This window comes from Aeromonas australiensis, assembly GCF_000819725.1.
Taxonomy (GTDB): Bacteria; Pseudomonadota; Gammaproteobacteria; order Enterobacterales; family Aeromonadaceae; genus Aeromonas; species Aeromonas australiensis.
This window is the reverse complement of the sequence record NZ_CDDH01000113.1, coordinates 1-22,821: the sequence shown is the minus strand read 5'-3', so window position 1 is coordinate 22,821 and position 22,821 is coordinate 1. Positions and strand designations below refer to the sequence as shown.

Sequence of the window (22,821 nt, the reverse complement as noted above, 5' to 3'; positions counted from 1 at the left end):
TGGTGAGTGGTGAGTGGTGAGTGTCATTTTCAACAATGAGCAGATATCACAAGCTGCGCGCGGCGCAAAGCCGAACAAACGCGAGTGCAGCTAATGCCGCGTGCAAGACACAGGCAAATGGGGATTGTGGGGAGCTGCGGGGGATAAATCGGGCCGCACCAGAGCGACCATCCCCGGTGGCAAACAAGCAGGATTGAGACGAGCAGATACCGCACAGGCCGCCCGAAGGTAGCCTGTGGATGGGGTCGGCAACCGCGCCGACCGGGGGAAAACCAAACTGCGGTGTTAGAAGAGCTTCACCTTGCTCTGACCCAGCGCATTGAACAGAGCCGGGGTGAGGCTCTCCATATTGCTGTAGAAACCGAGCTGCTGGCAGAGCAGATAGGTCTGCTCGGTCGCCTCCATCAGGAAGGCCTGACTGTAGGCATCCCCCGCCGCTTCGGGGCGACCGTCCAGCTCCGCCAGCTTGCCCTGCAGTATGTAGTAGAGCACCGAGCGGCCGCGACTCGCCGCCTGCTCCAGCAGATAGTTGGCCTGCTGTTGCTGGCCGTTGAGGATCGCCTGCAGGGTCAACGCCTCCCACACCCGGGCTGGCAGAGCGCCACTGTTTTGCACCACGCGGGCGAGATGGGTGCCAACCCCCTGCAGCCGCTCGCTCTCGGATTTGCCCGCCAGGGTGGCCAGCGCCTCGCCTGCCAGATAGCGCTCCGCCAGCAGCAACGGCTGATCCGGATGGGCAATCAGCGCCTGCTCCAGCAGATCGATGCCGCGCTTGAGGGCGACCGGATCCCGGCTGTTGATGTAGTACTGCGCCTCCATCATCGCCATCAGGGAGGCATCATCGGTGGGCCAGCCCATCCCCGGCTCGGCATCGGGTTGGTCGAGGGCACGCAACAGATCCCGGCTGCTCGCCTGCAACACCCCGTGCACATTGTGACGGCTGAGCTGGTATTGATGGCTAAACAGGATCCGGTTGGTATTGAGATTGCGGTACTCCAGATCGAGATAGGTGCCGCGGGGCTGGCGGGTGACCCGCACGCTCAGCTCCTTGCCGGGCATGATGCCCCCCATCAAAGTGGTGGCGCCATACTGCACCCGCAGCGGCGTGGCCACCGCCACTTCCCCCATCAGGGCTCGGGTAATGCCATCGGCAAGGCGCACGTTCTCGTTGTTGTCATCCATGCCGGAGTGGAAGCGGAACACCAGCAGGTTGGGATCCAGCATGGCATGCACTTGGGGGCTGGTGTGCTGGTAGCTGAGCATGCTGACAATGGCGATCAGCACGATGGCAACGAAGATATCGAAACTCACCATCTTCCAGCGGCTGCGAGCATCCTTGGCATGGGTGGAGATGGCGCGGGTCAGGGGCCCGGCGGGAAAAGGGGCGACATTGGGCTGTGCATCATCATCCTGAAGAGCCACGGGCGGGCTCAGATCGGAGAGAGTCGGGTTGTCGGAGAGAGCGGTATTGACCGCGGGCTGCTCGTCCGCCATCACCACGGAAACCACCTGCAGCGGCCGCACCGGTGCCACCAGCTTGTAGCCGCGCTTGGGTACGGTGACGATATAGTCGGTCGCATCGGTGCGACCATCTTTGAGGATCTTGCGCAGTTCGAAGATGGACTGGGTCACCACCTGATCGGTCACCTCGGCGCCATCCCACACCTCGTTGATCAGGGCATCGCGGCCAAAGACTGTGCCGGCATTATGGGCCAGAAACCGCAACAGGTTGACCAGTCTGGGTTCGAGGTAGACCTCGCGGTCGGGGCGACACAGCATGTTGTCGTCAACGCTCAGGGTCCAGTCGTGGATCTCAAAAACCGATTCGCTCATGATTCACTCGCAGCAGATGGTGACAATGCACGATGAGAGAGACGCAAAACCCGGGCTGACTGAACGGAACAAGGCGCTATCACCACAGGTGACAGATAAAAAGAGAACCGAAGCAATCACATCTCTGAGAGTCAGTCTGGCCAGGCCATCCTGTTTACGTCTGAAGGGCATCCTTGCGGGCATTCCGACCACCGGGATCGGAAGGGGTCACTTTAAGCAAAACGGGAGCTGGATCCCACTTTTTTTGGCTATAAATCGCCGTTGAGTTGATCCGACACCGCACTTTTCGGCAAATAGCGTGCCAACCAGTATTCATACGAATATCCCATATGCCGGAATCAAAAAGCCCTGAACATCAGGGCTTTCACAATTCTTCGACCATCGGGGAGAGGTTACTTCGCCAGCGGGAGCGCATCCTGCTGACGACTGCGGCGCAGATAACGTCGCCACAACGAGAAGCCGCCGTAGCCAAGACTCAGCACCACCGCATAGAGCACCTGAGTGGCGAGCGCCACCAGCACCAGAGCGCAGAGCAGCACGCTCACCCCAGCCAGCCCCTTGCCCACCCCGCCAAGCAGGCGCCAGCCCGCCGCCATGCAGAGCAGATAGACCAGTACGAAGTTGCCGTTGGCGTAGCGGATCAGCTCATCGAGCGGCAGTCGCAGCCAGATGATAAGGGTGATGCAGAGCAGACAGATGGCGAGCACCAGAGTGAGCGCCCGCAGCGGCGCGCCGCGCGCGGTGAGCTGCGCCAGCGAGGGGGGCAACTTGCCTTCCCGCGCCATGCTCCAGATCAGCCGTGCAAAGCCCTGAATGTAGATGTTGATGCTGGCAAAGCAGGAGAGGTAGCCGAGCACCGCCACCAGCCACTTGGCGGTGGGGCCGAACAGCAGCGCCAGCAGGGAGGGGATGGCGGTGGCATTTTTCGCCTCATCGCCGTAGAGGCCATATTTGAGCACCACCAGCGAGTGCACCCAGTAGATGAGCCCCGCCAGCAGCACCCCGCCGAGCAGGGCGATGGGGTAGTCCCGCTGTGGCCGCTTGAACTCCTCCCCCATATGAGCGAAGGCTTCCAGCCCGACGAAACACCAGAACATCACCGCCAGCGCCGTAGCCATGGCGGGCCACTCGTCCGTCGTCGGCAAGGGCCGGGCTGCATCGCGCCAGCTCACCTCCCCCTTGAACCAGATAAGCAGGGTCAGCCCCAGAATAGCCAGAGCTATCAACAGCTGCAGGTTGCCGGAGGAGCGCGCCCCGCGCAGCCCCAGCAGGAATACCCCGAGCAGGGTCAGCAGCTGGATGGCCCAGAGGGTCCACTCCCCCATCTCGAACAGGGCGTGCCAGAAACCGGCGGCAATCATCAGGGCGGCAGGCAGCCCCACCGGCAGCACCGCCAGAAACAGGAAGGCGGAGAAGCGCTCGGCGCCGTTGCCAAAGGCGAGGCCAATCAGGTGCGGCGCGCCGCCCGCATGGGGATAGCGACGGCCGAGGCGAGCGAAGGTAAAGGCGATGGGCAGCACCAGCGCAATCAGCAGCAACCAGGCCCAGAGCGAGGCCTCACCCGCCAGCGAGGCGGCAGTCGCCGGTACCACGAAGATCCCGGTGCCGAGCAGCGAGGTGGCGAGCAGCCCCATCCCCTGCCAGAGCCCGAGATCCTTTTTCAACCCAGACATATCCTTTTGTCCTGACTAAAAAAACATCCCGCCATGTTAGGCCTGCTCCGCCCCTTTGTTAAGTACGATGGTTAAGCACGGTGGCGAGAATATGCAGCCTTTTATTCAGGCTCGGGCTCAGCTTGCAGGGACTCGGCCAGAAAGTCCCCCAACAGGGTGATCTTGAGCACCTGCCGCCGCGCCGCCGGATAGATGAAGTAGAGGGTCTTGGCCGGGATCTGATAGCGGCCAAGCAGCGGCAGCAGACGCCCCGCGGCGATATGGTCACGCACCTGTTCGGCCGGCTGCAAGGTGATGCCAGCCCCGGAAAGTGCCGCTGCCAGCAGCGCCGGCCAGTGGTTGATGCGCAGGCGCGAGGCGACCCGCACCTCCTCGCTCTGGCCATCCTCGCCAACAAACTGCCAACGCTCGTGCTCCCCCCAGTTACCGTGCAGACACTGGTGGCGAGCGAGATCGGCCGGATGACGGGGCACGCCGTGGCGATTGAGGTAGTCGGGCGCCGCGCAGAGGCGGTAGTGCTGGGTCAGCAGCGGTCGGGCAATCAGCGCCTCATCCTGCGGGCGCAGGGTACGGATGGCGGCATCGAACCCCTCCTCCACCAGATCGACCCAGCGGGGGGTGAGCTGCAGATCCAGATCCAGCTTGGGGTAGCGGTCGAGAAAAGCGGGCAGCAGCGGCACCAGCCGGTGGTGGCCAAAGCTGAGGGGGGCGGCGATGCGCAGCCGTCCGGCCGGCTCAGCCAACAGATTCTGGGTGAGCGATTCGGTCAATGCCAGCTCCTCCAGTACCCGCTGGCAGCGAGCCAAAAACAGCTGGCCCAGCTCGGTGAGAGTCTGCTGGCGGGTAGTCTTGTGAAACAGCTTGCCCCCCAGCCACAGCTCCAGCCCCAGCACATGCTTGCCCACCATCTGGGCGCTGATCCCCTCTTCGCTCGCCACCGCGCTGTAGGAGCCGAGATCCACCACCCGGGTGAAGATACGCATGCTGGTCAATCGGTCCACAACCCCTCCTTTTTGCCCATTTCAAGGCCGTTTGGCCCGCGGCAAGGGGCTCTATTCACAACCAAAAGTTTAGTAAGAAATGGATTTTAGCCAATTTATTCAACTTTTAGTTACCAATACAGTGATGCCGTCCCTTCCCCACAGGATAAATTCCCATGAAAAGTACCTATCTAGCCGCCCTGCTGGTCGGTCTGCTGGCCACCGGTATCAGCCAGGCTGCCGAGAGCAGCTTTAACAGCAACTACGATCAGGCCCCTACCTCAGCAACTCAAGCCCGGCCCGATATCTTTCGGGTCAGCCTGCTCGGCACCGGCACTCCGGTGCCCCAGATCAGCCGGGGCGGTTACAGCACCCTGGTCGAAGCGGGCAACCAGAAGCTGGTGTTCGATTTTGGCCGCAACTCCGCCACTCGCCTGTGGCAGCTGCATATCCCTATCGGCCGGGTCAACGCCTTCTTCCTCACCCACTTTCACTCAGACCACACCAACGGGCTGGCGGATCTCTGGCTGACCGGCTGGCTGCAACCGGCCTATGGCCAGCGCCACGCGCCGATGGAACTCTACGGCCCCAAGGGCACCACAGCTCTCGCCCGTGGTTTACAGCAGGCCTACGCCACCGACATCGCCACCCGGGTCAAGGATGAGGGAACGCCGCTGGACGGGGTGGAGATCAACAGCCACGAGGTCACCGCCGGGGTGGTCTACAACCAGAACGGGGTCAAGGTAACCGCCTTTGACAACGACCACGGGGTCAACATAAAGCCATCATTCGGCTATCGCATCGACTACCACGGCCACAGCGTGGTGCTCTCCGGCGATACCCGCTACAGCCCCGAGGTGGTGAAGCAGGCCAAAGGGGCCGATCTGCTGGTGCACTGCGTCTCCATGACCTCTACCGAGCAGATGAAGGCCAACCCCGGCTACAAGGCGATTGCCGGTCACCTCGCCTCCCCAGAGCAGGCTGCCCGGGTAATGAACGAAGCCAAGCCGGCGCTGACCGTGTTCAGCCATATCGGCCTCAACGGCAAGATCAGGGTCAAAGATCTGGCGCAGGATCTGCGCGCCCGCTACACCGGCCCCTTTGTCATCGGCAACGACCTGATGCAGATTGATCTGCCCACCACGGCCTCCGGCAAGGGCTATGCCCTCTGGCAGTCGGAGAATATCGACAATAAATAGATGGCAAGGATGCCGGTCAGCCATGGCTGGCATCCGCAATCGACACCGGGGGCTATCTTTAAGGGGTGTTTGACCACAAGGAGTTATCTCTATGAGCCTGAAATGGAAGCACCTCACCCTGGCCACTCTTCCCTTGTTCGGCATGTCGGCCGTTCAGGCGGCGGTGTTGACCAGCCTTGAATGGCCCCCTTACACCAGCGCCAGCCTCCCTGAACAGGGCAAGAGCAGTCAGGTGGTGACCGCAGCCTTTGCCCTGGCTGGCGACCCGCTGACCATCAAGTTCTATCCCTGGCAGCGGGCCGTGGACGAGGCGACCAACAACCCCGAGGTACTGGGTTATTTCCCCGAGTATCTCGACCCCAAGAGCAGCTGCCTCTTCTCCGACCCCATAGGTAACGGGCCCCTCGGTTTTGCCCAACGAGCCGATCAACCGGTCACCTGGCAGAGCCTTGATGACCTCAAGGGCAAGAAAATTGGTGTCGTCACCGGCTATGTGAATACCACCGAGTTCGACGAAAAAGTGGCCAGCAAGGCGCTCTCGGCCGATGCCACCAGCTCGGATAGCCAGAACCTGCTAAAACTGGGTAACGGTCGACTCGATCTGGCGGTCATCGACCAGAATGTGATGACCTATCTGCTGGAGAGCGATCCCCAACTCAAGGACGTTGCCGCCCAACTCGGCTTCAACGACAAGATCCTCGAGGACAAGTCACTCCACGTCTGCTTTACCAACTCCGCCAAGGGGAAAGAGGCACGGGACAAATTCAACAAGGCGTTGGCCAGCGATGAGGTGAAGAAGCTGATGAAGTAGCGGTGCCACATCCGCTCACCGCCCCGAACAACCATAAAAAAAGCCGCCTCTTGCGAGGCGGCTTTTTTATTCAACTTGGTAACCGGTGTTATCAGGCAATCAGCTTGTAGATGATACCGGACATGGCGATCAGGCCAATCAGGGTCACGAAGCCGTTGCTGATGTTGCCTGCGTATTTGCGCATGGCAGGTACTTTGGCGATGGCGTACATCGGCATCAGGAACAGCAGCATTGCGATGATCGGGCCGCCCAGATCTTCAATCATGCCGAGGATGCTCGGGTTGATGGTAGCGATGGCCCAGGTGGTCAGGATCATGAACACCGCGGTCACTTTGTTCAGCTGCTTGGCATCCACGTTCTTGCCCTTCTCGCGCAGCGCCTTGGCCATCAGGCCGTTCATGCCCTCTTGCGCACCCAGGTAGTGACCCAGGAAGGATTTGCTGATGGCAACCATGGCGATCAGCGGAGCCACAGTACCGATAACCGGGTTGTCGAAGTGGTTGGCCAGGTAAGAGAGGATGGAGATGTTCTGCTCTTTGGCAGCAGCCAGGTCAGCCGGGGAGAGGCTCAGTACGCAGCTGAATACGAAGAACATAACGGTCATTACCATCATGACGTGGGCGCCCAGCAGGATGTTGCTGCACTTCTTCTCGGCACCTTCACCGTAACGACCTTTGTTGTCCACCGCGAAGGAGGAGATGATCGGGGAGTGGTTGAAGGAGAACACCATTACCGGGATAGCCAGCCACAGGGTCTTGATAAAGTCACCGTTGAAGGCATCACCCAGAGCCGGCGCTTCAGTGATGATGGCACCGTTCCAGTGCGGGATCAGGTAGAACGCCAGACCCATCAGGGTGAGCACGAACGGGAATACCAGTACGCTCATCGCTTTGACGATAACCTGGCCGCCCAGACGAACAACCGCCATCAGACCGAGGATCAGGGCCAGTGACAGAACGGCACGGGGAGGTGCAGACATGCCCAGCTGGTGAACAATCACGCTCTCGACGGTGTTGGTGATGGCGACTGAATACATCAGCACGATCGGGTAGATGGCAAAGAAGTAGAGCAGAGTGATGAATTTGCCTGCGGTCTTGCCGAAGTGCTCTTCTACTACTTCAGTGATGTCGCCATCACGGGTAGAGCCGGACAGCACGAAGCGGGTCAGACCACGGTGAGCAAAGAAAGTCAGCGGCAGGGCCAGGATCAACATGGCAACCAGCGGCCACAGGCCACCTACACCGGCGTTGATTGGCAGGAAGAGCACACCGGCACCGATCGCGGTACCGTACAGACCCAGCATCCAGACCACATCGGCCTTGTTGACGCCGCGGGAGGTGTTGCTGGCTAAACGACCATCAGCTGCAATATTCATGTCAGACATACGTTGTTCCTGTCATCTAGGAAAATGGGATTCTTGTTTGGTCGGGCCTTGGCCCGGTTCCATCTCCCTGGAACGCATGCTCTTCATCCTTGCGATTCGCCGCTCAACACCCCGGTACTCTGCCATCACGCCACGCAACAACAAGAAAGTAACAAACAAGGGGATGAACTGGTGTCTTTTGGGATTGACGGAGCGGCCATTAACAAATCATTTACCCTCGTCTCATCCGATGAGCAGACTTTAATTAAATGACCTTACTAATCACAGCGTTTTTTTGAATTAATCAACCAAAGTTTGATTTTGGTCGCCTTTCTGACGACCAAGATCACACTAACAGCGCCTTGTTGTGAGTTTTTTTTAACAATTAAACTTGGCTTCACTGGAATCAATGGCCTGCGAGCGGCTACATATTTGCAACAAGCCACCCATTTAGCGCGGATTGTGTGCAGCACTGCCTTGGCGTACCCTTGTGACTCACGCCTTTTTGTTGATTGATGATGACCATTACCCGTACCGATCTCGCCGAACTGGCGGTGTTTGCCGCCGTCGCCCGTCACCGCAGTTTCAGCAAGGCCGCCCTCGAACTCGGGGTCTCCGCCTCCGCTCTCAGTCATAGCCTGAAGGGGCTGGAAACACGGCTGGGGGTACGGCTGCTCAACCGCAGCACCCGCGCCGTGGTGCCGACCGAAGCAGGCCAGCGGCTGCTCAAGCAGCTGCTCCCCACCCTCAATACCCTGGAAGAGGCGCTCAGCGAGCTGGCCCGCAACAGCGATGAGCCGGTGGGGCGGCTCAAGCTCTGCGCCCCGCGCGGCGCCATCGACAGCCTGCTGGCGCCGGTGCTGATCGACTATCTGGCCCGTTATCCGCGGATGCAGGTGGAGGTAGTGGAGCAGGAGCTGATGCCCCGGCTGATTGAGGATGGCTACGATGCCGGACTCTTTTACGGGGATCTGCTGCCCAAGGAGATGATCGGCATCCCTCTCGGCCCGCCCCAGCGCTATCTGGTGGTGGGCTCCCCGGCCTATCTGGCGGAGCACGGCACGCCGGAACACCCGAGCGAGCTCTGCCGCCACGCCTGCATCGGCTATCGCCTCACCCCGTACCATCACTATCGCTGGGCCTTTGCCGCCGACGGTAACCTGCTGGAGATTGAAGTGACCGGGCCACTCACCACCAGCACCCCGGCCCTCTATCTGGGCGCCGCCGAAGCTGGGCTGGGGCTGGCCTACTGTCTGGAAGAGGAGGTGAGCCAAAAGGTCGCAGAGGGGAAGCTGTGTACCGTGCTGGAGCCCTGGTGCCCAACCTTTGCCGGTTTCTACCTCTTCTACCCCAGTCGGCATCAGTTGGGCAGCGGCCTGCGCATCCTGATCGACATGCTCAAGGCTCACTATCAAAACCCCGGATTAGTGAGTAATACTCAGCAATTCATCAAGTGAAACCCTGATTATCACCAAATAAGTATTAATCTAGACTAGCTGTTCGATAATCGAACTCCCCGAGAGAACAGATATGTCTGCCTATTTAACACTGCGGCAACGGGCCATGACCCGTCGCTTCTGGGCTTACGCCCTCCCCTCAATTCTTGCCATGCTGGTCTCGGGGGCCTACTACCTCATCGACGGCATCTTCGTCGGCCACTATGTCGGTGCCGCTGGCCTCGCCGGGATCAATCTGGTCTATCCGGTCATCATGGTGCTGATCGGCCTGGCCGCCATGATCAGCATGGGGGCGGCCACTGCCATCTCCTTCCAGCAAGGGGCGAAAAACGACACGCTGGCCCGTCAGGCGCTGGTCAACGCCCTCTGGCTACTGGCCGGTCTCGGGGTCATTGCGCCGGTGCTGCTCTATTACACCCACACCGATATCCTGCTGGGACTGGGGATTGAACAGGGCACCGAGACCTGGAAAGAGGCGAGCGACTACCTCACCTGGATTGTCGGCGGCACTCTGTTGCTGGCCAGCAATCTGGCAGTCCCCTATCTGCTGCGCAACGATGGTCGCCCGAAACTGGCCATGGTGCTGGTGAGCAGCGGCGCCGTGCTCAATATCATCCTCAACTACATCATGGTGGGTCGGCTGGGGCTGGGATTGATCGGGACCGCGCAAGCCACCCTGATGGCAGAGGGTGCGGTGAGCCTGATCGGCCTTGGCTACTTCTTTACCCCCTGGGCGCGGCTGCGCCTCAGCTGGCGGGATCTGGTGCCCAACCTCCCCGCCATGCCGCACCTGCTCTTTACCGGTCTGCCGAGCCTGATTGCCCAGTTCAACCTCGGGCTGCTCTTGATGCTGCACAACAGCCAGCTGATGGTGTATGGCAATGTGAAGGATCTGGCGGGCTTTACCGTGGCCGGTTATACCGAAGCGGTCTTTATCGTCATTCTGCAGGGGCTGGCGTTCGGCATTCAGCCGCTCATCAGCAAGGCGGCGGGGGCCAAGCGCCATCGCAACCTCAAGTACCTGATGGAGATGGGGCTCAAGTTCACCTTTATCTACGGCATGCTGGTGTGGCTCACCATCCAGCTGCTGCCGGGACAGGTCGCCATGCTCTATACCGGCGACAAGGATCCCGAACTGCTGGCCGCCGCCATCAGCAGCCTGACCCTCAACCTCGGCGCCATTCCGCTGGAGGGGATCATCATGTTCGGCATCGTGCTGCTGCAATCCATGGCGCGTACCCGTCAGGCGCTGGTCATCTCCATCGCCAAAACCGTGTTGCTGCTGCCGCTCATCTTCCTGCTGCCACAACTGTGGGGGCGTGATGGGGTGCTGATGGCCCAGCCCGCGACCGTGCTGCTGCTCACCCTGCCGCTCTGCTGGCTGCTGTGGCGCGAGTGGCTGCGCCTGAAGATGGCCTGCGCGCCAAAAGCCAAACAGCGCCCACAACCGGCCCGCGCACGCGCCGCCGTCCAGCTGGCCCGTTAAGGCCACCCATCCAGCAAAACAATAAAAAACCGGCATCCATTGATGCCGGTTTTTGCTATATGGGCGGGTCTGCCTGCTCTTACACAGGGATTCAGGCCAGCACTGCTGCCCACACTTATGCCAATACTTCTGGCCTGAGCTGGGCCATCAGTCCCGGGTTGTCGGAGTAATCCACCGGGATCGCCACCACAGCAGGCCCCTCCACCGCCAGTGCGGCCCGCAGGGTGGCGCGCAGCTCGTCGGCAGAGCGCACCGCAAACCCGGCCGCCCCGAACGATTCGGCATAGCGTTTGAAGTCGATGGGACCAAAAGAGACGCCGGAGGTGCGGCAATACTTCTGCTGCTCCTGCATCGCCACCATGTTGTAGCCGTTATCGACCCAGATGATGTGGACGATATTGCTCTTGAGCCGCACCGCCGTCTCCAGCTCCATGCTCGACTGCATAAAGCTGCCATCCCCCGATACCGAGATCACCTTCTCCCCCGGCCGCACCAGCGCCGCGCCGATAGCCCACGGCAGTGCCACCCCCATGGTCTGCTGACCGTTGGAGATCAACACCTGTCGGGCACGGAAGCTGTAGAGGTAGCGGGCAATCCAGATATGGAAGCTGCCCATGTCGACGCAGAGGGTCATGTCATCGCGCACCAGATCCTGCAGCTCTCGCACGATACGCAAGGGGTGAACCGGATTGCCGTGCAGATCGTCGGCCCGCATCGCCAGTCGCAGCCGCTGCTGACGTACCCCTTGCAGCAGCCGATCCACCTCGGGGGGGCGGATTTTCGGATTGCCCATGATGCGGGTCAGCTGCAACAGGTTGGCGCGGATCGACCCCACCAGCTCGGCGGTCGGGCAGTAGCTGCTGTCGATATCGGCAGGCAGCACGTCGATATGGAGGATGCGCCGCTCCCGGTCGCCATTCCACAGCACGGGGTCGTACTCGATGGGGCTGTAGCCGATGCAGATCACCAGATCGGCCCCTGCCAGCAGCTGATCCCCCGGCTGGTTGTTAAAGAGCCCGACCCGTCCGGCAAAGTCATCGAAGTGGCAGCTGTCCACCACCCCGGCGGCCTGATAGGTACCGGTCACAGGCAGCCGCGCCTTGTCGAGGAAGGCGCGTACCGCTTCGGCATTCTCCGGCCGGCTCGCCATCAGGCCGAGCAGCACCACCGGATTCTCGGCGTTGCGCAGCAGGGTCAATGCCTGCTCCATATTCTGTTCGTCGGCGCAGCCCGGCTCAGGCACCTCGCGGGGCACCAGCACATTCCCCTGCACCGGCTTGTTGATGATATCCATCGGCAGGCTGACAAACGCCGCCCCCGGCCGTCCCAGCTCGGCGGCGCGAAAAGCGTTGGCCATCACTTCCGAGATCGCCGCCCCGCTGTTGACCTGAGCGCTGAACTTGGTGACCGGACGGCAGAGGTTGACCGTATCCATGCTCTGATGAGTGAGCTTGAGGCCGTCGGCACGGCGCACCGCACCGCCCAGCGCCACTATGGGGTCCCCTTCCGAGGTGGCGGTCGCCAGCCCGGTAATAAGGTTGGAGCAACCGGGGCCCGAGGTAACCAGCGCCACCCCCGCCTTGCCGGTAAGGCGCCCCACGGCGGCCGCCATAAAGGCGGCGTTGGCCTCGTGGCGCACCACTATGGTCTCGATGGGAGAGTCCTCCAGCGCATCGAACACCCGGTCAATCTTGGCCCCCGGGATCCCGAACACCTGCTTGACTCCTTGCGCCTCCAGATGACGAACCACCAGCTCGGCACCACACTTCCACTGTCTGTTTTCCATGATATTGCTCCTTGTCTATCAGCCTTCGGCGGCCTGAATGGCGCGATCGAGATCGGTAGGGTTGAGGTCGGCCTGCCGGAAAGCGGGGTCAGATGGCAGGGCCAGATTGAGGTGACGCACCACAGAAAGTCGCAGGGTACCGTGGGCCATGGTGTAGTCGAGCAGATGGCCGCCCCCCTTGCGATCGGCGGTGATCATGTGCTCGTGAAAGCCCGCCACATTGACCCCCTGCACGAACGGCGGGCAACGAAAACCCACCAGGGTTCCTACCACAGCGGCAAAGCGGAACAGCGGTTGCTGCTCGATGGCTTCCAGCATGGGGCGATAGGGGGGCTCCTGACGCGGCACGGTACGTACCTTGGCCGTTTCAAACTGGCCGTCGAGACGCAGGGCAACGAAGACGTTGTCGGAGCCCACTAGCCGATCCACCCACTGGTGGATCTCGTCACGGCTCAGGGGGTGATCGAAGCGACGCTCCAGACAGGGGCGAAAATGGGTCATCACCGCGAAGGGGGTCTTCTGATCGGCGCGGGCGGGACGGGCCGAGCCATCGGAGCGCAACTGGTGGATCTGGCGCTCGAAGGCGATCAGCTCGCCATCGAGGTGGTTGAAGGTGCCAAGGCCAAAGTCACCGTGGCGCAGCAGCTCGCTCATGGTGGTCTCCCCTTCGTAGACCCCCGCCAGCAGGGCGCTCATCAGGGAACTCTGGTAGATCTCGCCACCGTCATGCTGCCTGCGCCAGCGGGAAAACTGCTGGCTCACTTCGAGGGCACAGCTGCACCCGGCACTGTCAGATGTTGCAATATGTTCCATTCGGGTTTCACCTCCACCGTGAATCCTGTTAGCGTTCGGATCCAATGGTGACTTGGTTCACATTTCAACACCAATACGCTGATCCCATGACTTTGAGACTCAATCGATATGGAACTTCGTACGCTCCGCTACTTCATGGCCGTTGTTGAAAAGCAGAATTTCACCCGCGCAGCCGAATCACTCAACATGGCCCAGCCGCCCCTGAGCCAGCAGATCCGCAAGCTGGAGGAGGGTCTCGGCACCCCGCTGCTGCGCCGTTTGACCCGCAGTGTCGAGCTGACCGAGGCGGGCGAGAGCCTCTATCGGGATGCGGCGCAGATCCTGGCACTGGCCGATGCGGCAAAGCAGAAGGTAAAGCGGATTGCCCGGGGCGAGCAGGGGGCACTGCGGATCGGCTTTGCCGGTTCCACCGTGCTCCACCCTGCCGTACTGCGATTACTGCACGACTACCGGGAGCGCTACCCCGAAGTAGTCCTCAGCCCGCAGGAGGGCCCCATGCCGGCACTGGTGGAGGCGCTGCGCAACGATCGGCTGGATGCCGCCATCTTGCGGCTACCCTGCAGCGGCAGCGAGGGGTTTGCCCATCATCTGATCGAGCAGGAGCCGCTGCTGATCGCCCTGCCGACCAGCCACCCCAAGGCCAGGACGGGCCCCTTGCCACTGGCCAGCCTGCAGGACGAGAGTTTTATTTTGTTCCCCCGCGCCATCGGGCCCGGGCTCTATGACGGCATCGTGGGCCTCTGCCGGGAGGCCGGCTTCGAGCCGCTGCTGGGGCCTGAATGCCCGCAGGTGATCTCCACCGTCGGCATGGTGCAGGCGGGCTTTGGCGTGACCCTGGTGCCCAGCTCGGTGGCGGCACTGCGCCCGCTCGGGGTCAGTTATCACCCCATTGAGGGCAACGGCATGATGACCAGCATCAGTCTGGCGACACGGCCACACCCAAGCAGTGCCGTGCTGCGGCACTTCATTGCCCAGATCCGTGCCGCCCAGATACAACAAGGCCTCCCGAAGGAGGCCCTGTTGAACAAGCTTGAACCGGTTTGATGGCCAGCTTGCCTGATGCGACGGCTTATTTGACGGTACTGCTTATTTGACAGTCACGCGGGCAAACTTGCGCTTGCCGACCTGATAGACGGCGGTACCGGCACCGATGAGTGCCTTGCCATCTTCCAGCTTCTCGCCATCCACCTTGACCGCCCCCTGTTTGATCATCCGCAGCGCTTCGGAGGTAGTGGCCACCAGATCGGCCTCTTTGAGCAGGTTGGCGATGGCCAGCCCTTCACCTTCCAGCGCCAGTTCCACTTCCGGCATCTCGTCCGGAATGGCGTTCTTGGAGAAGCGCTGGGTGAAATCTGCGTGGGCCGCTTCGGCCGCCGCTTCATCGTGATAACGGGCGATGATCTCTTTGGCCAGCCAGATCTTCACGTCGCGCGGGTTGAGGGTACCGGCAGCGATACCTGCCTTGAACTCTTCAATTTCAGCCAGCGGACGGAAGGAGAGCAGTTCGTAGTAGTTCCACATCAGATCGTCGGTGATGGACATGATCTTGCCGAACATCTCGCCCGGGGCGTCGTGGACACCGATGTAGTTGCCTGCGGACTTGGACATCTTCTTGACGCCGTCCAGACCCACCAGCAGCGGCATCATCAGCACGCACTGAGTCGCCATGCCGGCATCTTTTTGCAGCTCGCGGCCCATCAGCAGGTTGAACTTCTGGTCGGTACCGCCGAGCTCAACGTCCGCCTTCAGCGCGACCGAGTCATAGCCTTGCAGCAGCGGATAGAGGAATTCGTGAATCGCGATGGATTGGCCACCGGTGTAGCGCTTTTTGAAGTCGTCGCGCTCCATCATGCGGGCCACGGTCTGCTTGGCCGCCAGCTTGATCATGCCGGTTGCACCCAGCTCGCTCAACCAGGTCGAGTTGTACTCGATGCGGGTCTTGGCCGGGTCGAGGATCTTGAACGCCTGCTCGGCATAGGTGAGGGCGTTGTGCTTGATGGCCTCTTCGGAGAGCGGCGGACGGGTGGCGTTCTTGCCGGAGGGATCACCCACCATGGCAGTGAAGTCACCGATCAGCAGGATCACTTCATGGCCCAGATCCTGGAAGGTCTTCAGCTTGTTGAGGATCACGGTATGACCCAGGTGAATGTCGGGGGCGGTCGGGTCCATGCCCAACTTGATGCGCAGCGGGCGCCCTTCCTTCAACTTGGCGACCAGTTCTTCTTCAACCAGAATTTCTTCCGCTCCGCGCTTGATCTCGGCTAGCGCCACCTCGAGCTGGGACATTTTTTGACTCTCCATCACGATTCCACAGGGCCAAACATATTACTGGAATGGCGGGCCAATTGGAAAGGCTGTAAAATCCGCCCATTCTGCCCGACTTCATCTGCTTCTCATGGTTATTTGGCACGCCTTCAACGCACTCCCCCACTGGCACCGCAAGATGGTGCTGATCCTGGGCATCATGATCATGATGCTGGCGGCCTGGCCAAGCGAACAGGCGGTGGCTACCCGGGTTGATGAAAACGGCAACGAGATTGCCTTGCGGGCATCGGCTGACGACCATCTCCTGAGTGACGAGCTGACGGCCCAGCCCGCCACACCGCCCAAACCACGCTATATCACCAGACAGGTGAAGGTGCGAAGTGGCGATAATATGGGGGTGATCTTCCAGCGGCTGGGGCTCAGTACCACTGCGCTGCATCTTATCGATCAACTGGAGGGCACGGCGACCCTGCGCCTGCTCAAACCCGGCGAAGAGCTCACCTTCAAGCTCACCGACCAGGGCACGCTACACAGCCTCTATTACCCCCATAGTCTGGAGCAGGCCCTCAAGGTAAGCCGCAAGGATGAAGGCTTTGTCGCCCGCAACGTCAAGATCGCCCTCGATACCCGCGAACAGGTGACCAGAGGCGAGATCCGCTCCAGCTTCTGGGGCGCCGCCATCGAGGCGGGCATGACCGAAGATCAGATCATGGATCTTGCCGCCATCTTCGGCTGGGACATCGATTTTGCCCAGGACTTGCAGCCAGGGGACAGTTTCAGGGTGGTCTACGAAGAGAAGTTTCGCGATGACGAGCGGGTCGCCTCCGGTGATATTCTGGCGGCGGAGTTCGTCAACCAGGGCACCACCTACCGCGCCGTGCTCCATGAAGATGGCAACTACTACACCCCGGAAGGCAAAGCGATGCGCAAGAGCTTCCTGCGCGCGCCAGTCAACTTCAAATACATCAGCTCCAACTTCAACCCGCGTCGTCTGCATCCGGTCACTGGTCAGGTGCGGCCCCACAATGGCATCGACTACGTGGCGCCGGTGGGCACCCCCATCATGGCGGCGGGCTCAGGCAGCGTGGTGGCTGCCGGTTACAACCAGTTCAACGGCAACTACGTCTTTATCAAGCATGCCGGCAACTATGTGACCAAGTACCTGCACCTCTCCAAGCGCACCGTCAACAAGGGACAGCGGGTGAAGCAGGGGCAGACCATCGGCACCCTGGGTGGCACCGGCCGGGTCACCGGCCCGCACCTGCACTACGAATTCGTGGTGGGCGGCATTCACAAGAACCCGCGCACCCTCACCCTGCCCCAGGCAGAGACTCTGAGCGGACGCGAACTGGCCAACTTCAAGAAGCTGGCGATGCCGCAATTGGCCAAGCTCGACAGCCCCGAGCTGCAACTAGCCCAGAACAAGCGGGATCGTCACGACAACTAAGTCCTCCGGGCTGGTGGGGTAGTGACCCCGTCAGCCCTGTTTATTTTACCGGATCTTGGTTAGCCAGTTGGGGAGAGCGCATGGCTGAGCGCCATATCGGATGAGTGTCGGGAACCGGACTATACCGGCCAGCAAATAAGGAATCGCCATGATTGAGCGCTATATCGGATTGATGTCGGGCACCAGCATGGACGGCATCGATGCCGTGCTGGTGATGATCGACGGGGATACATTGCGGGTCGAGTCGGCCCTCAGCCACCCCTGGCCCACCGCCCACGAACTGCATGCGCTCTGCACCCCGGGCGACAACGAAATCGACCGCATGGGGGTGGCCGACAATCTGGTCGCCCGCGAATTCGCTGTCGCCACTCACGCCCTGCTGGCCAAAACGGGCCTCACGCCCGCCGATATTCGCGCTATCGGCAGCCACGGCCAGACCATCCGCCACCGTCCCCAGCTCGGCTTTACCCTGCAGATCGGCAACGCGGCCCTGCTGGCCGCACTGACCGGCATCGACGTTATCGCCGATTTTCGCACCATGGACATGGCCCTCGGCGGTCAGGGTGCACCGCTGGTGCCCGCCTTCCATCAGGCCTTCTTTGCCCGCCCCGGCGCCCTGCGGGTGGTGCTCAACCTCGGCGGCATCGCCAATATCTCGGTGCTGCCTGGCAATCCGGGCGGGGTCTATGGCTTTGATACCGGCCCGGCCAACACCCTGCTCGATGGCTGGTATCGCCGCCATCACCCCAAGGGTGCCGGTTATGATGCTGGCGGCAAATGGGCCGCCAGTGGCAAGCCAATCCCGACCCTGCTGGAGCAGCTGCTGGCTCACCCCTACTTCAGCGCCCCCCACCCCAAGAGCACCGGACGGGAGATGTTCACCCTCGATTGGCTCGATGGCGAGCTGGCAGACAGTGCCTACGACCCCGTGGATGTGCAGCGCACCCTGCAGGCACTCACCTGCCACAGCATCGCCCGCCAGTTGCCCGCCCGGCCCGAGTCAGTCGGTACCAGCCAGCCGAGCGCCGAGCTGTTTGTCTGCGGCGGCGGCGCCCATAACACTCCTTTGCTGAAGGAGCTGGCCAGCCTGCTGCCTGCATGGCGCATCGCCAGCACCTTTGATTTGGGCCTTGCCCCCGACTGGGTGGAAGGCGCCGCCTTTGCCTGGCTGGCCATGTGCTTTGTCCACCGCAAGCCGGGCAATCTGCCCGCCGTCACCGGCGCCAGCCGTCCGGCTGTGCTGGGTGCCCTCTATCCCGCGAGATAAACCCTGCCAGGCCCGTTCATATCCCCCCACACCACCCCACAGCAGCCCCGCTTGGACTAAGAGCGGGTTGTGGTGTTGGGTAGTGCACGATCTCTTTATCGGCTCGACTCTTTATTGGAGCGACTTGGTGCTCGGATGTGCGCAAGAGCATCCTGGTTGACTCATGTTCTTCTCCACACCTCACCATGATAATCGTCCACCATTTTCTTGCGTTTTCCATCACGAAATATGAGGCCCATATTTTCCGCTGCAATCTTATGGCATATCTCACCATCGGTGATGATAAGAGATAATAAGCCAACACCAATGCCCGCCAGCGACGACCAGATAATGTTCCCCGGTCAACCATGCAAATCGTTGCATTATATTCCAGCCACATCTTTAGCCATGACAACATGGATGACAGCTAGCATATTTTCACGCGGCAAGATAGGCGGTTAAAAAAACACAATATGCATATCCATGCACAGCAATATTATTTACTGGCACTCTGAGACATAGCATTAACCCTTTGTTCACAGCCCTGCCATGTCGAGACTTCTGACCGACACCCGTCCTGACAGGGCTGCCGCTCGATGCAGGGCCATTGGCGGGCAAAAAGGTGACTATTCAGCGTGAATTGAATAGCAATATGATTAAATTTGCACCCATTGAGCCACCTCATAGAAATGCAATCAGCGGTTTGCAACCCCTCAGAGCCACTCATAGAATCGCAGCGTCTGAAATATCTACCCTGTCCTATCCGCCCTTATTCCTCTCAGCGATTGAGTGGATCACAAATAATAACCGGGGATGCCGCCGCTGGCGCAGTGGCCGTGGCGCACAACGAGATGGGGTAAACCTGTACCTGAATAAACAACAAATATTAAAAAGAGGCATATCTATGAGTGGCACCATCATCAAGTCGGCAAGAAATACCCCCCATGCACCCCAGGATCTGGGCCCCTGCACCCAAACGGTGGCGTTTTCTCATTACAACAATATCTCGGCCCAGCTGCCGGTCGATCCCGCCACCGGCAAGATGGTGAGTGGCGATGTCACTGCACAGGCCAGACAGTGCCTGAGCAACCTCAAGGGGATCATCGAGAGCATCGGCCATGTGATGGACGATATGGTCAAAGCGACCATCTTCCTGAAAGATATGGCGGATCTGGAGGCGGTCAACGCCGTCTATCGCGAATTCTTCCCGGGTTATCTGCCGACCCGCACCACCCTCGCCGTTGCCGCCCTGCCGCTGGGCGCGCGGGTGCAGATCGATGCCATCATCTCCAACGGCGAAGGCACCTTCCCGCAAGACCCTTGCCCGCTGGTTAAACTGGCCCGCAACAGTGACAAGGCGCCGCACAACCCGCTCTCCACCCACACAGTCGCTTTCTCCCACTACAACAATATCGGCGCCCAACTGCCGGTCGATGCGGCCTCGGGCCTGCTGGTCGCCGGTGGCATCAAGGAGCAGGCGTGTCAGTGCCTGCGCAATATCAAAGCGGTGCTGGAGAGCATCGATGTGCCGTTTGACGATATCGTCAAGGTGACCGTCTATCTGACCGATCTGGTCGATCTGGAGGCCGTCAACGAGGTCTACACCACCTTCTTCCCCGACTCCGCCATTGCCCGCGCCGTGGCCTATCTGCCCGCCCGCTCGGTAGTCAGTGCCGCCGCTCTGCCCATGGGGGCACGGGTGCAGATGGATGCGGTCATCTCCCACGGTGACGGCACCCCGCCACAACTGGTGGAAGACCGTCACAATCTGGTGATCCGTGCCCGCAATACCGACAAGGCACCGCGCAGCACGCTCCATTGCCAGACTGTCGCCTTCTCCCACTACAACCATCTCTCTGCCCAACTGCCGATTGACCCCGCCACCGGCAAGATCCTGGCTGACTGCATCAAGGAGCAGACCGCCCAGTGCCTGAGCAATATCAAGGCAATTGTGGAGAGCATCGGCCATGTGATGGACGATATCGTCAAGGTCAATATCCAGCTCGGCAATATCGCCGATCTGGATGCGGTCAACGCCATCTACACCAAATACTTCCCGGCCTACCTGCCGGCCCGCACCGTGATCGCGGTGCGCGAGCTGCCCGCTGGCGCCCTGGTGCAAATGGATGCGGTGATGTCCAACGCGGAAAGCACCCCGCCGCAGGCGTAAGGGTTACGCTCAATAAAAAAAGAGACCGGCTGATGGCCGGTCTCTTTTTACATGCCTGACAAAGGAATGGCTCCTCAGCCCTCGATATCGCGGTTCCTGATCGCTACTCTGACCGCCTCCGCCGTGGTGGCCACCCCCAGCCGACGGCGGGCACTGCGCAGATGGTTCTCGACCGTGCGCACCGAAAGTTTCAGGGTGGTGGCGATATCGGCATGGCGCCAACCCCGGGAGACCCACTCCAGCACTTCGCGCTCGCGCCCAGTGAGGCCACGCTCGTGGCCCGCTACCGGCACCTCCATCAGGTGACGAGCTGCATGAAAAGCCGCCACCGCGATCAGCGCAAGGCCAACCCGAGTGTGGGCACTGGCATCGATCTGATCGCCGCCAAAGCTCATCGCCCCTTCCAGTCCCAACGGCCCATAGACGGGTACCTGCAAGCCATGTCGGCCCGGCCCCTCAGGCTGGCGAACGATACGGTACTGCTCGCCAGCGGCACCAACCGTTTTGCTCCAGAAGAAGGGCTGGTCTCGCTCCCTGATATGCATCGCCATCGGGCACTCGCGCATATAGGCATGCAGGTCGACCGCCTCGCCGCTCTCCAGCCACTCCCCCTCCAGCCAATAGAGGTGCTCGACCACCCCCTCCTCGCTGGCATTGATGGAGAAGAGCGCAAAGCGGTGATACCCCAGCGGGGTGGCAAAGGCGCGCACCAGTTGCTGGATCTCCTCCAGCCGCTGGCACCCTTCCAGCGCCACCACGACCTGCAGTGCATTCGCTGGCGAGGACGGCAACCTCATCGCTTGGCAACCGCCTCCAGCAAGGTGGTGGCGGCCAGCTTGCCGAGGTTATTGCCCGCCAGCGGGCTGTCACCGGTCAGCAGATTGCGATCCCGGCACACCTCTCCCGAGATGCCGTTGTTGACGATCTCAAAGCCTATTTCTTTAAGCTTCTCGCCAAACTTCCAGGTGAGGTGGCCCGGCATATAGCCAATTGCCGGGGTCTGGGCATCCAGCTCGTCGGGGAAGGCGCAGATCTTGTAGCCCGCGAAGGTCTTTGGATTGGCCACCGCCAGCAGCGCTGCAGGCCCGTGGCAGAGGGAGATGATGAAGCGATCGTTGGCCATCGCCCACTCCAGCAGCGCTTTCACCTCGGCACTCTCCGGCAATCCCATCAGGGCACCGTGGCCGCCGGGAATAAAGACGCCGATATAGTCGGAGTCGGCGGCCAGCGCCTCTTTCAGCAGATCGGCCAGCTTGGCCGGTTGGCGGAACTGCGCCTGATATTTGCCATAGAGCCCCAGCACGGCTTCGTCTTCGCCGGGCATGGCCCACCACTCGAACTTGACCGGATTGCCGGAGAGGGTGGCCACATCAAAGGCAAAGCCCGCCTTGTCGAGGTGATACATGGGCAGCAGGGTTTCGACCGGATGGTTACCGGTGGAAAACAGGGTGCCGTTGTCGGTGGGCAGATAGCGCTCATCAGCCCCGATCAGCAGGATCTTCCAGCGCCCCTCTCGATAGGGAGCGGGATAGTCAGCTCCGGCAAGGTCAGACTTGCGCGAGGTAAACTGGCTCAGGGAGTAGGGCGACGGGAAGAAGGCATTCTGCTCTGCCGGATCCGGGGTCGGTTGTTTATCGTCAACAAGCATATCGGTCATGGGGCAAGCTCCAGTTGTGTTGAAGTCACGCTCACAATATGGACTGTCAGTGACCAAGTAAATGAGGGTTTTCCCTCAGTCGTCATGAGGATGCCAGGGGGGAGGGGGGGCGGCGACAAAAGCGAAGCAGCAGAGAACTATTGGCAGAGAACTATTGGGACACCCACCATTTTGAGCAAGCCTTGGTGTGGCTGGCGGTGACTGCCGTGATAGCACCATCATTGAGGGCTTCGGTTCAGAGAGGAGGAAAGCTTGCGATTTTGGCTTAAAAAGTGGTTTTTCAGCCAGCTCCTGCCATGGCATCAAAAGCGATGCTGGGGAATCAAAGTGGAGAACTATTGGGACACCCACCATTTTGAGCAAGCCTTGGTATGGCTGGCGGTGGCTACCGTGATAGCACCATCATTGAGGGCTTCGGTTCAGAGAGGAGGAGAGCTTGCGATTTTGGCTTAAAAAGTGGTTTTTCAGCCAGCTCCTGCCATGGCATCAAAGGCGATGCAGAGAAATCAAAGTGGTGTGCAGCTGCTCAAAGTGAAGGTTGGTGACATCGTCGCTGGCCACAATGCGCCGCGTAACGCTGGCACTGCGCCTTGTCACCCACAACCCTGATACCCTGCCGCCGAAACAGTGTCACT

The 22,821-nt window shown here is 60.8% G+C and carries 17 protein-coding genes; 8 read left to right on the top strand and 9 right to left on the bottom strand.

Features of this window, described 5'->3' with window-relative positions; translation table 11 throughout:
- Positions 1–285: 285 nt before the first annotated feature.
- From cadC to BN1117_RS18705, 3 genes are all read right to left on the bottom strand, one after another.
- Positions 286–1,833 (bottom strand): lysine decarboxylation/transport transcriptional activator CadC, encoded by a 1,548-nt coding sequence (cadC, locus tag BN1117_RS18715; RefSeq protein ID WP_040099868.1) that lies wholly within the window; start codon positions 1,831–1,833, stop codon positions 286–288.
- A gap of 392 nt (positions 1,834–2,225) precedes the next feature.
- On the bottom strand, positions 2,226–3,506 hold the full coding sequence (gene yjeH / locus BN1117_RS18710) for an L-methionine/branched-chain amino acid transporter (protein ID WP_040099867.1): 1,281 nt from the start codon (positions 3,504–3,506) through the stop codon (positions 2,226–2,228).
- A gap of 101 nt (positions 3,507–3,607) precedes the next feature.
- Positions 3,608–4,507, bottom strand: a complete 900-nt coding sequence (locus BN1117_RS18705) for a LysR family transcriptional regulator (RefSeq protein WP_040099865.1) — start codon at positions 4,505–4,507, stop codon at positions 3,608–3,610.
- Between the two features lie 155 nt (positions 4,508–4,662).
- On the opposite strand from BN1117_RS18705, the gene BN1117_RS18700 reads away from it, so the two are divergent.
- Both BN1117_RS18700 and BN1117_RS18695 read left to right on the top strand, forming a co-directional pair.
- Entirely contained in the window at positions 4,663–5,685 is a 1,023-nt protein-coding gene (locus BN1117_RS18700) for an MBL fold metallo-hydrolase (protein WP_040099863.1), read from the top strand.
- A 91-nt stretch (positions 5,686–5,776) separates the two neighbouring features.
- Positions 5,777–6,496 (top strand): substrate-binding periplasmic protein, encoded by a 720-nt coding sequence (locus tag BN1117_RS18695; protein ID WP_040099861.1) that lies wholly within the window; start codon positions 5,777–5,779, stop codon positions 6,494–6,496.
- 91 nt (positions 6,497–6,587) lie between these two features.
- On the opposite strand, the gene BN1117_RS18690 is transcribed toward BN1117_RS18695, so the two are convergent.
- Positions 6,588–7,880: an HAAAP family serine/threonine permease gene (locus BN1117_RS18690; RefSeq protein ID WP_040099859.1), complete on the bottom strand. Its 1,293-nt coding sequence runs from the start codon at positions 7,878–7,880 to the stop codon at positions 6,588–6,590.
- Between the two features lie 497 nt (positions 7,881–8,377).
- Here BN1117_RS18690 and BN1117_RS18685 point away from each other — a divergent pair, with 497 nt between their 5' ends.
- Both BN1117_RS18685 and BN1117_RS18680 read left to right on the top strand, forming a co-directional pair.
- On the top strand, positions 8,378–9,316 hold the full coding sequence (locus BN1117_RS18685) for a LysR family transcriptional regulator (RefSeq protein WP_052441566.1): 939 nt from the start codon (positions 8,378–8,380) through the stop codon (positions 9,314–9,316).
- Between the two features lie 73 nt (positions 9,317–9,389).
- On the top strand, positions 9,390–10,802 hold the full coding sequence (locus tag BN1117_RS18680; protein ID WP_040099855.1) for an MATE family efflux transporter: 1,413 nt from the start codon (positions 9,390–9,392) through the stop codon (positions 10,800–10,802).
- A gap of 115 nt (positions 10,803–10,917) precedes the next feature.
- Here the strand turns inward: BN1117_RS18680 and alsS are convergent, their stop codons facing one another.
- Both alsS and budA read right to left on the bottom strand, forming a co-directional pair.
- Positions 10,918–12,588 (bottom strand): acetolactate synthase AlsS, encoded by a 1,671-nt coding sequence (gene alsS / locus BN1117_RS18675; protein WP_040099854.1) that lies wholly within the window; start codon positions 12,586–12,588, stop codon positions 10,918–10,920.
- Between the two features lie 18 nt (positions 12,589–12,606).
- Positions 12,607–13,401 (bottom strand): acetolactate decarboxylase, encoded by a 795-nt coding sequence (gene budA / locus BN1117_RS18670; RefSeq protein WP_040099852.1) that lies wholly within the window; start codon positions 13,399–13,401, stop codon positions 12,607–12,609.
- A gap of 108 nt (positions 13,402–13,509) precedes the next feature.
- Here budA and BN1117_RS18665 point away from each other — a divergent pair, with 108 nt between their 5' ends.
- Positions 13,510–14,445, top strand: a complete 936-nt coding sequence (locus BN1117_RS18665; RefSeq protein WP_040099850.1) for a LysR family transcriptional regulator — start codon at positions 13,510–13,512, stop codon at positions 14,443–14,445.
- A 42-nt stretch (positions 14,446–14,487) separates the two neighbouring features.
- On the opposite strand, the gene tyrS is transcribed toward BN1117_RS18665, so the two are convergent.
- Positions 14,488–15,687 (bottom strand): tyrosine--tRNA ligase, encoded by a 1,200-nt coding sequence (gene tyrS / locus BN1117_RS18660; RefSeq protein WP_040099848.1) that lies wholly within the window; start codon positions 15,685–15,687, stop codon positions 14,488–14,490.
- Positions 15,688–15,796: 109 nt separating this feature from the next.
- Here tyrS and BN1117_RS18655 point away from each other — a divergent pair, with 109 nt between their 5' ends.
- The 3 genes from BN1117_RS18655 to BN1117_RS18645 all read left to right on the top strand — a co-directional run bounded on the left by BN1117_RS18655 (position 15,797) and on the right by BN1117_RS18645 (position 20,529).
- Positions 15,797–17,113, top strand: coding sequence for a peptidoglycan DD-metalloendopeptidase family protein (locus BN1117_RS18655; protein ID WP_040099846.1), 1,317 nt, complete (start codon positions 15,797–15,799; stop codon positions 17,111–17,113).
- 148 nt (positions 17,114–17,261) lie between these two features.
- Positions 17,262–18,380, top strand: a complete 1,119-nt coding sequence (locus tag BN1117_RS18650) for an anhydro-N-acetylmuramic acid kinase (protein WP_040099844.1) — start codon at positions 17,262–17,264, stop codon at positions 18,378–18,380.
- Positions 18,381–19,263: 883 nt separating this feature from the next.
- Positions 19,264–20,529 (top strand): RidA family protein, encoded by a 1,266-nt coding sequence (locus BN1117_RS18645; protein ID WP_040099843.1) that lies wholly within the window; start codon positions 19,264–19,266, stop codon positions 20,527–20,529.
- 74 nt (positions 20,530–20,603) lie between these two features.
- Here BN1117_RS18645 and BN1117_RS18640 read toward each other — a convergent pair whose 3' ends face one another.
- A complete protein-coding gene (locus tag BN1117_RS18640) occupies positions 20,604–21,326 on the bottom strand; it encodes a PA1136 family autoinducer-binding transcriptional regulator (RefSeq protein WP_082032634.1) in 723 nt (240 codons plus the stop codon).
- Positions 21,323–22,186 (bottom strand): glyoxalase III HchA, encoded by an 864-nt coding sequence (gene hchA / locus BN1117_RS18635; protein ID WP_040099841.1) that lies wholly within the window; start codon positions 22,184–22,186, stop codon positions 21,323–21,325. The genes BN1117_RS18640 and hchA overlap by 4 nt, the downstream gene beginning before the upstream one ends.
- Positions 22,187–22,821 lie beyond the last annotated feature (635 nt).

Coding starts and splice junctions, on each gene's coding strand:
- cadC (WP_040099868.1), bottom strand. CDS start 1,833: ATGAGCGAATCGGTTTTTGAGATCCACGACTGGACCCTGAGCGTTGAC.
- BN1117_RS18680 (WP_040099855.1), top strand. CDS start 9,390: ATGTCTGCCTATTTAACACTGCGGCAACGGGCCATGACCCGTCGCTTC.
- BN1117_RS18685 (WP_052441566.1), top strand. CDS start 8,378: ATGACCATTACCCGTACCGATCTCGCCGAACTGGCGGTGTTTGCCGCC.
- BN1117_RS18655 (WP_040099846.1), top strand. CDS start 15,797: ATGGTTATTTGGCACGCCTTCAACGCACTCCCCCACTGGCACCGCAAG.
- hchA (WP_040099841.1), bottom strand. CDS start 22,186: ATGACCGATATGCTTGTTGACGATAAACAACCGACCCCGGATCCGGCA.
- BN1117_RS18690 (WP_040099859.1), bottom strand. CDS start 7,880: ATGTCTGACATGAATATTGCAGCTGATGGTCGTTTAGCCAGCAACACC.
- BN1117_RS18695 (WP_040099861.1), top strand. CDS start 5,777: ATGAGCCTGAAATGGAAGCACCTCACCCTGGCCACTCTTCCCTTGTTC.
- BN1117_RS18645 (WP_040099843.1), top strand. CDS start 19,264: ATGAGTGGCACCATCATCAAGTCGGCAAGAAATACCCCCCATGCACCC.
- BN1117_RS18700 (WP_040099863.1), top strand. CDS start 4,663: ATGAAAAGTACCTATCTAGCCGCCCTGCTGGTCGGTCTGCTGGCCACC.
- yjeH (WP_040099867.1), bottom strand. CDS start 3,506: ATGTCTGGGTTGAAAAAGGATCTCGGGCTCTGGCAGGGGATGGGGCTG.
- BN1117_RS18650 (WP_040099844.1), top strand. CDS start 17,262: ATGATTGAGCGCTATATCGGATTGATGTCGGGCACCAGCATGGACGGC.
- alsS (WP_040099854.1), bottom strand. CDS start 12,588: ATGGAAAACAGACAGTGGAAGTGTGGTGCCGAGCTGGTGGTTCGTCAT.
- budA (WP_040099852.1), bottom strand. CDS start 13,401: ATGGAACATATTGCAACATCTGACAGTGCCGGGTGCAGCTGTGCCCTC.
- BN1117_RS18640 (WP_082032634.1), bottom strand. CDS start 21,326: ATGAGGTTGCCGTCCTCGCCAGCGAATGCACTGCAGGTCGTGGTGGCG.
- tyrS (WP_040099848.1), bottom strand. CDS start 15,687: ATGTCCCAGCTCGAGGTGGCGCTAGCCGAGATCAAGCGCGGAGCGGAA.
- BN1117_RS18665 (WP_040099850.1), top strand. CDS start 13,510: ATGGAACTTCGTACGCTCCGCTACTTCATGGCCGTTGTTGAAAAGCAG.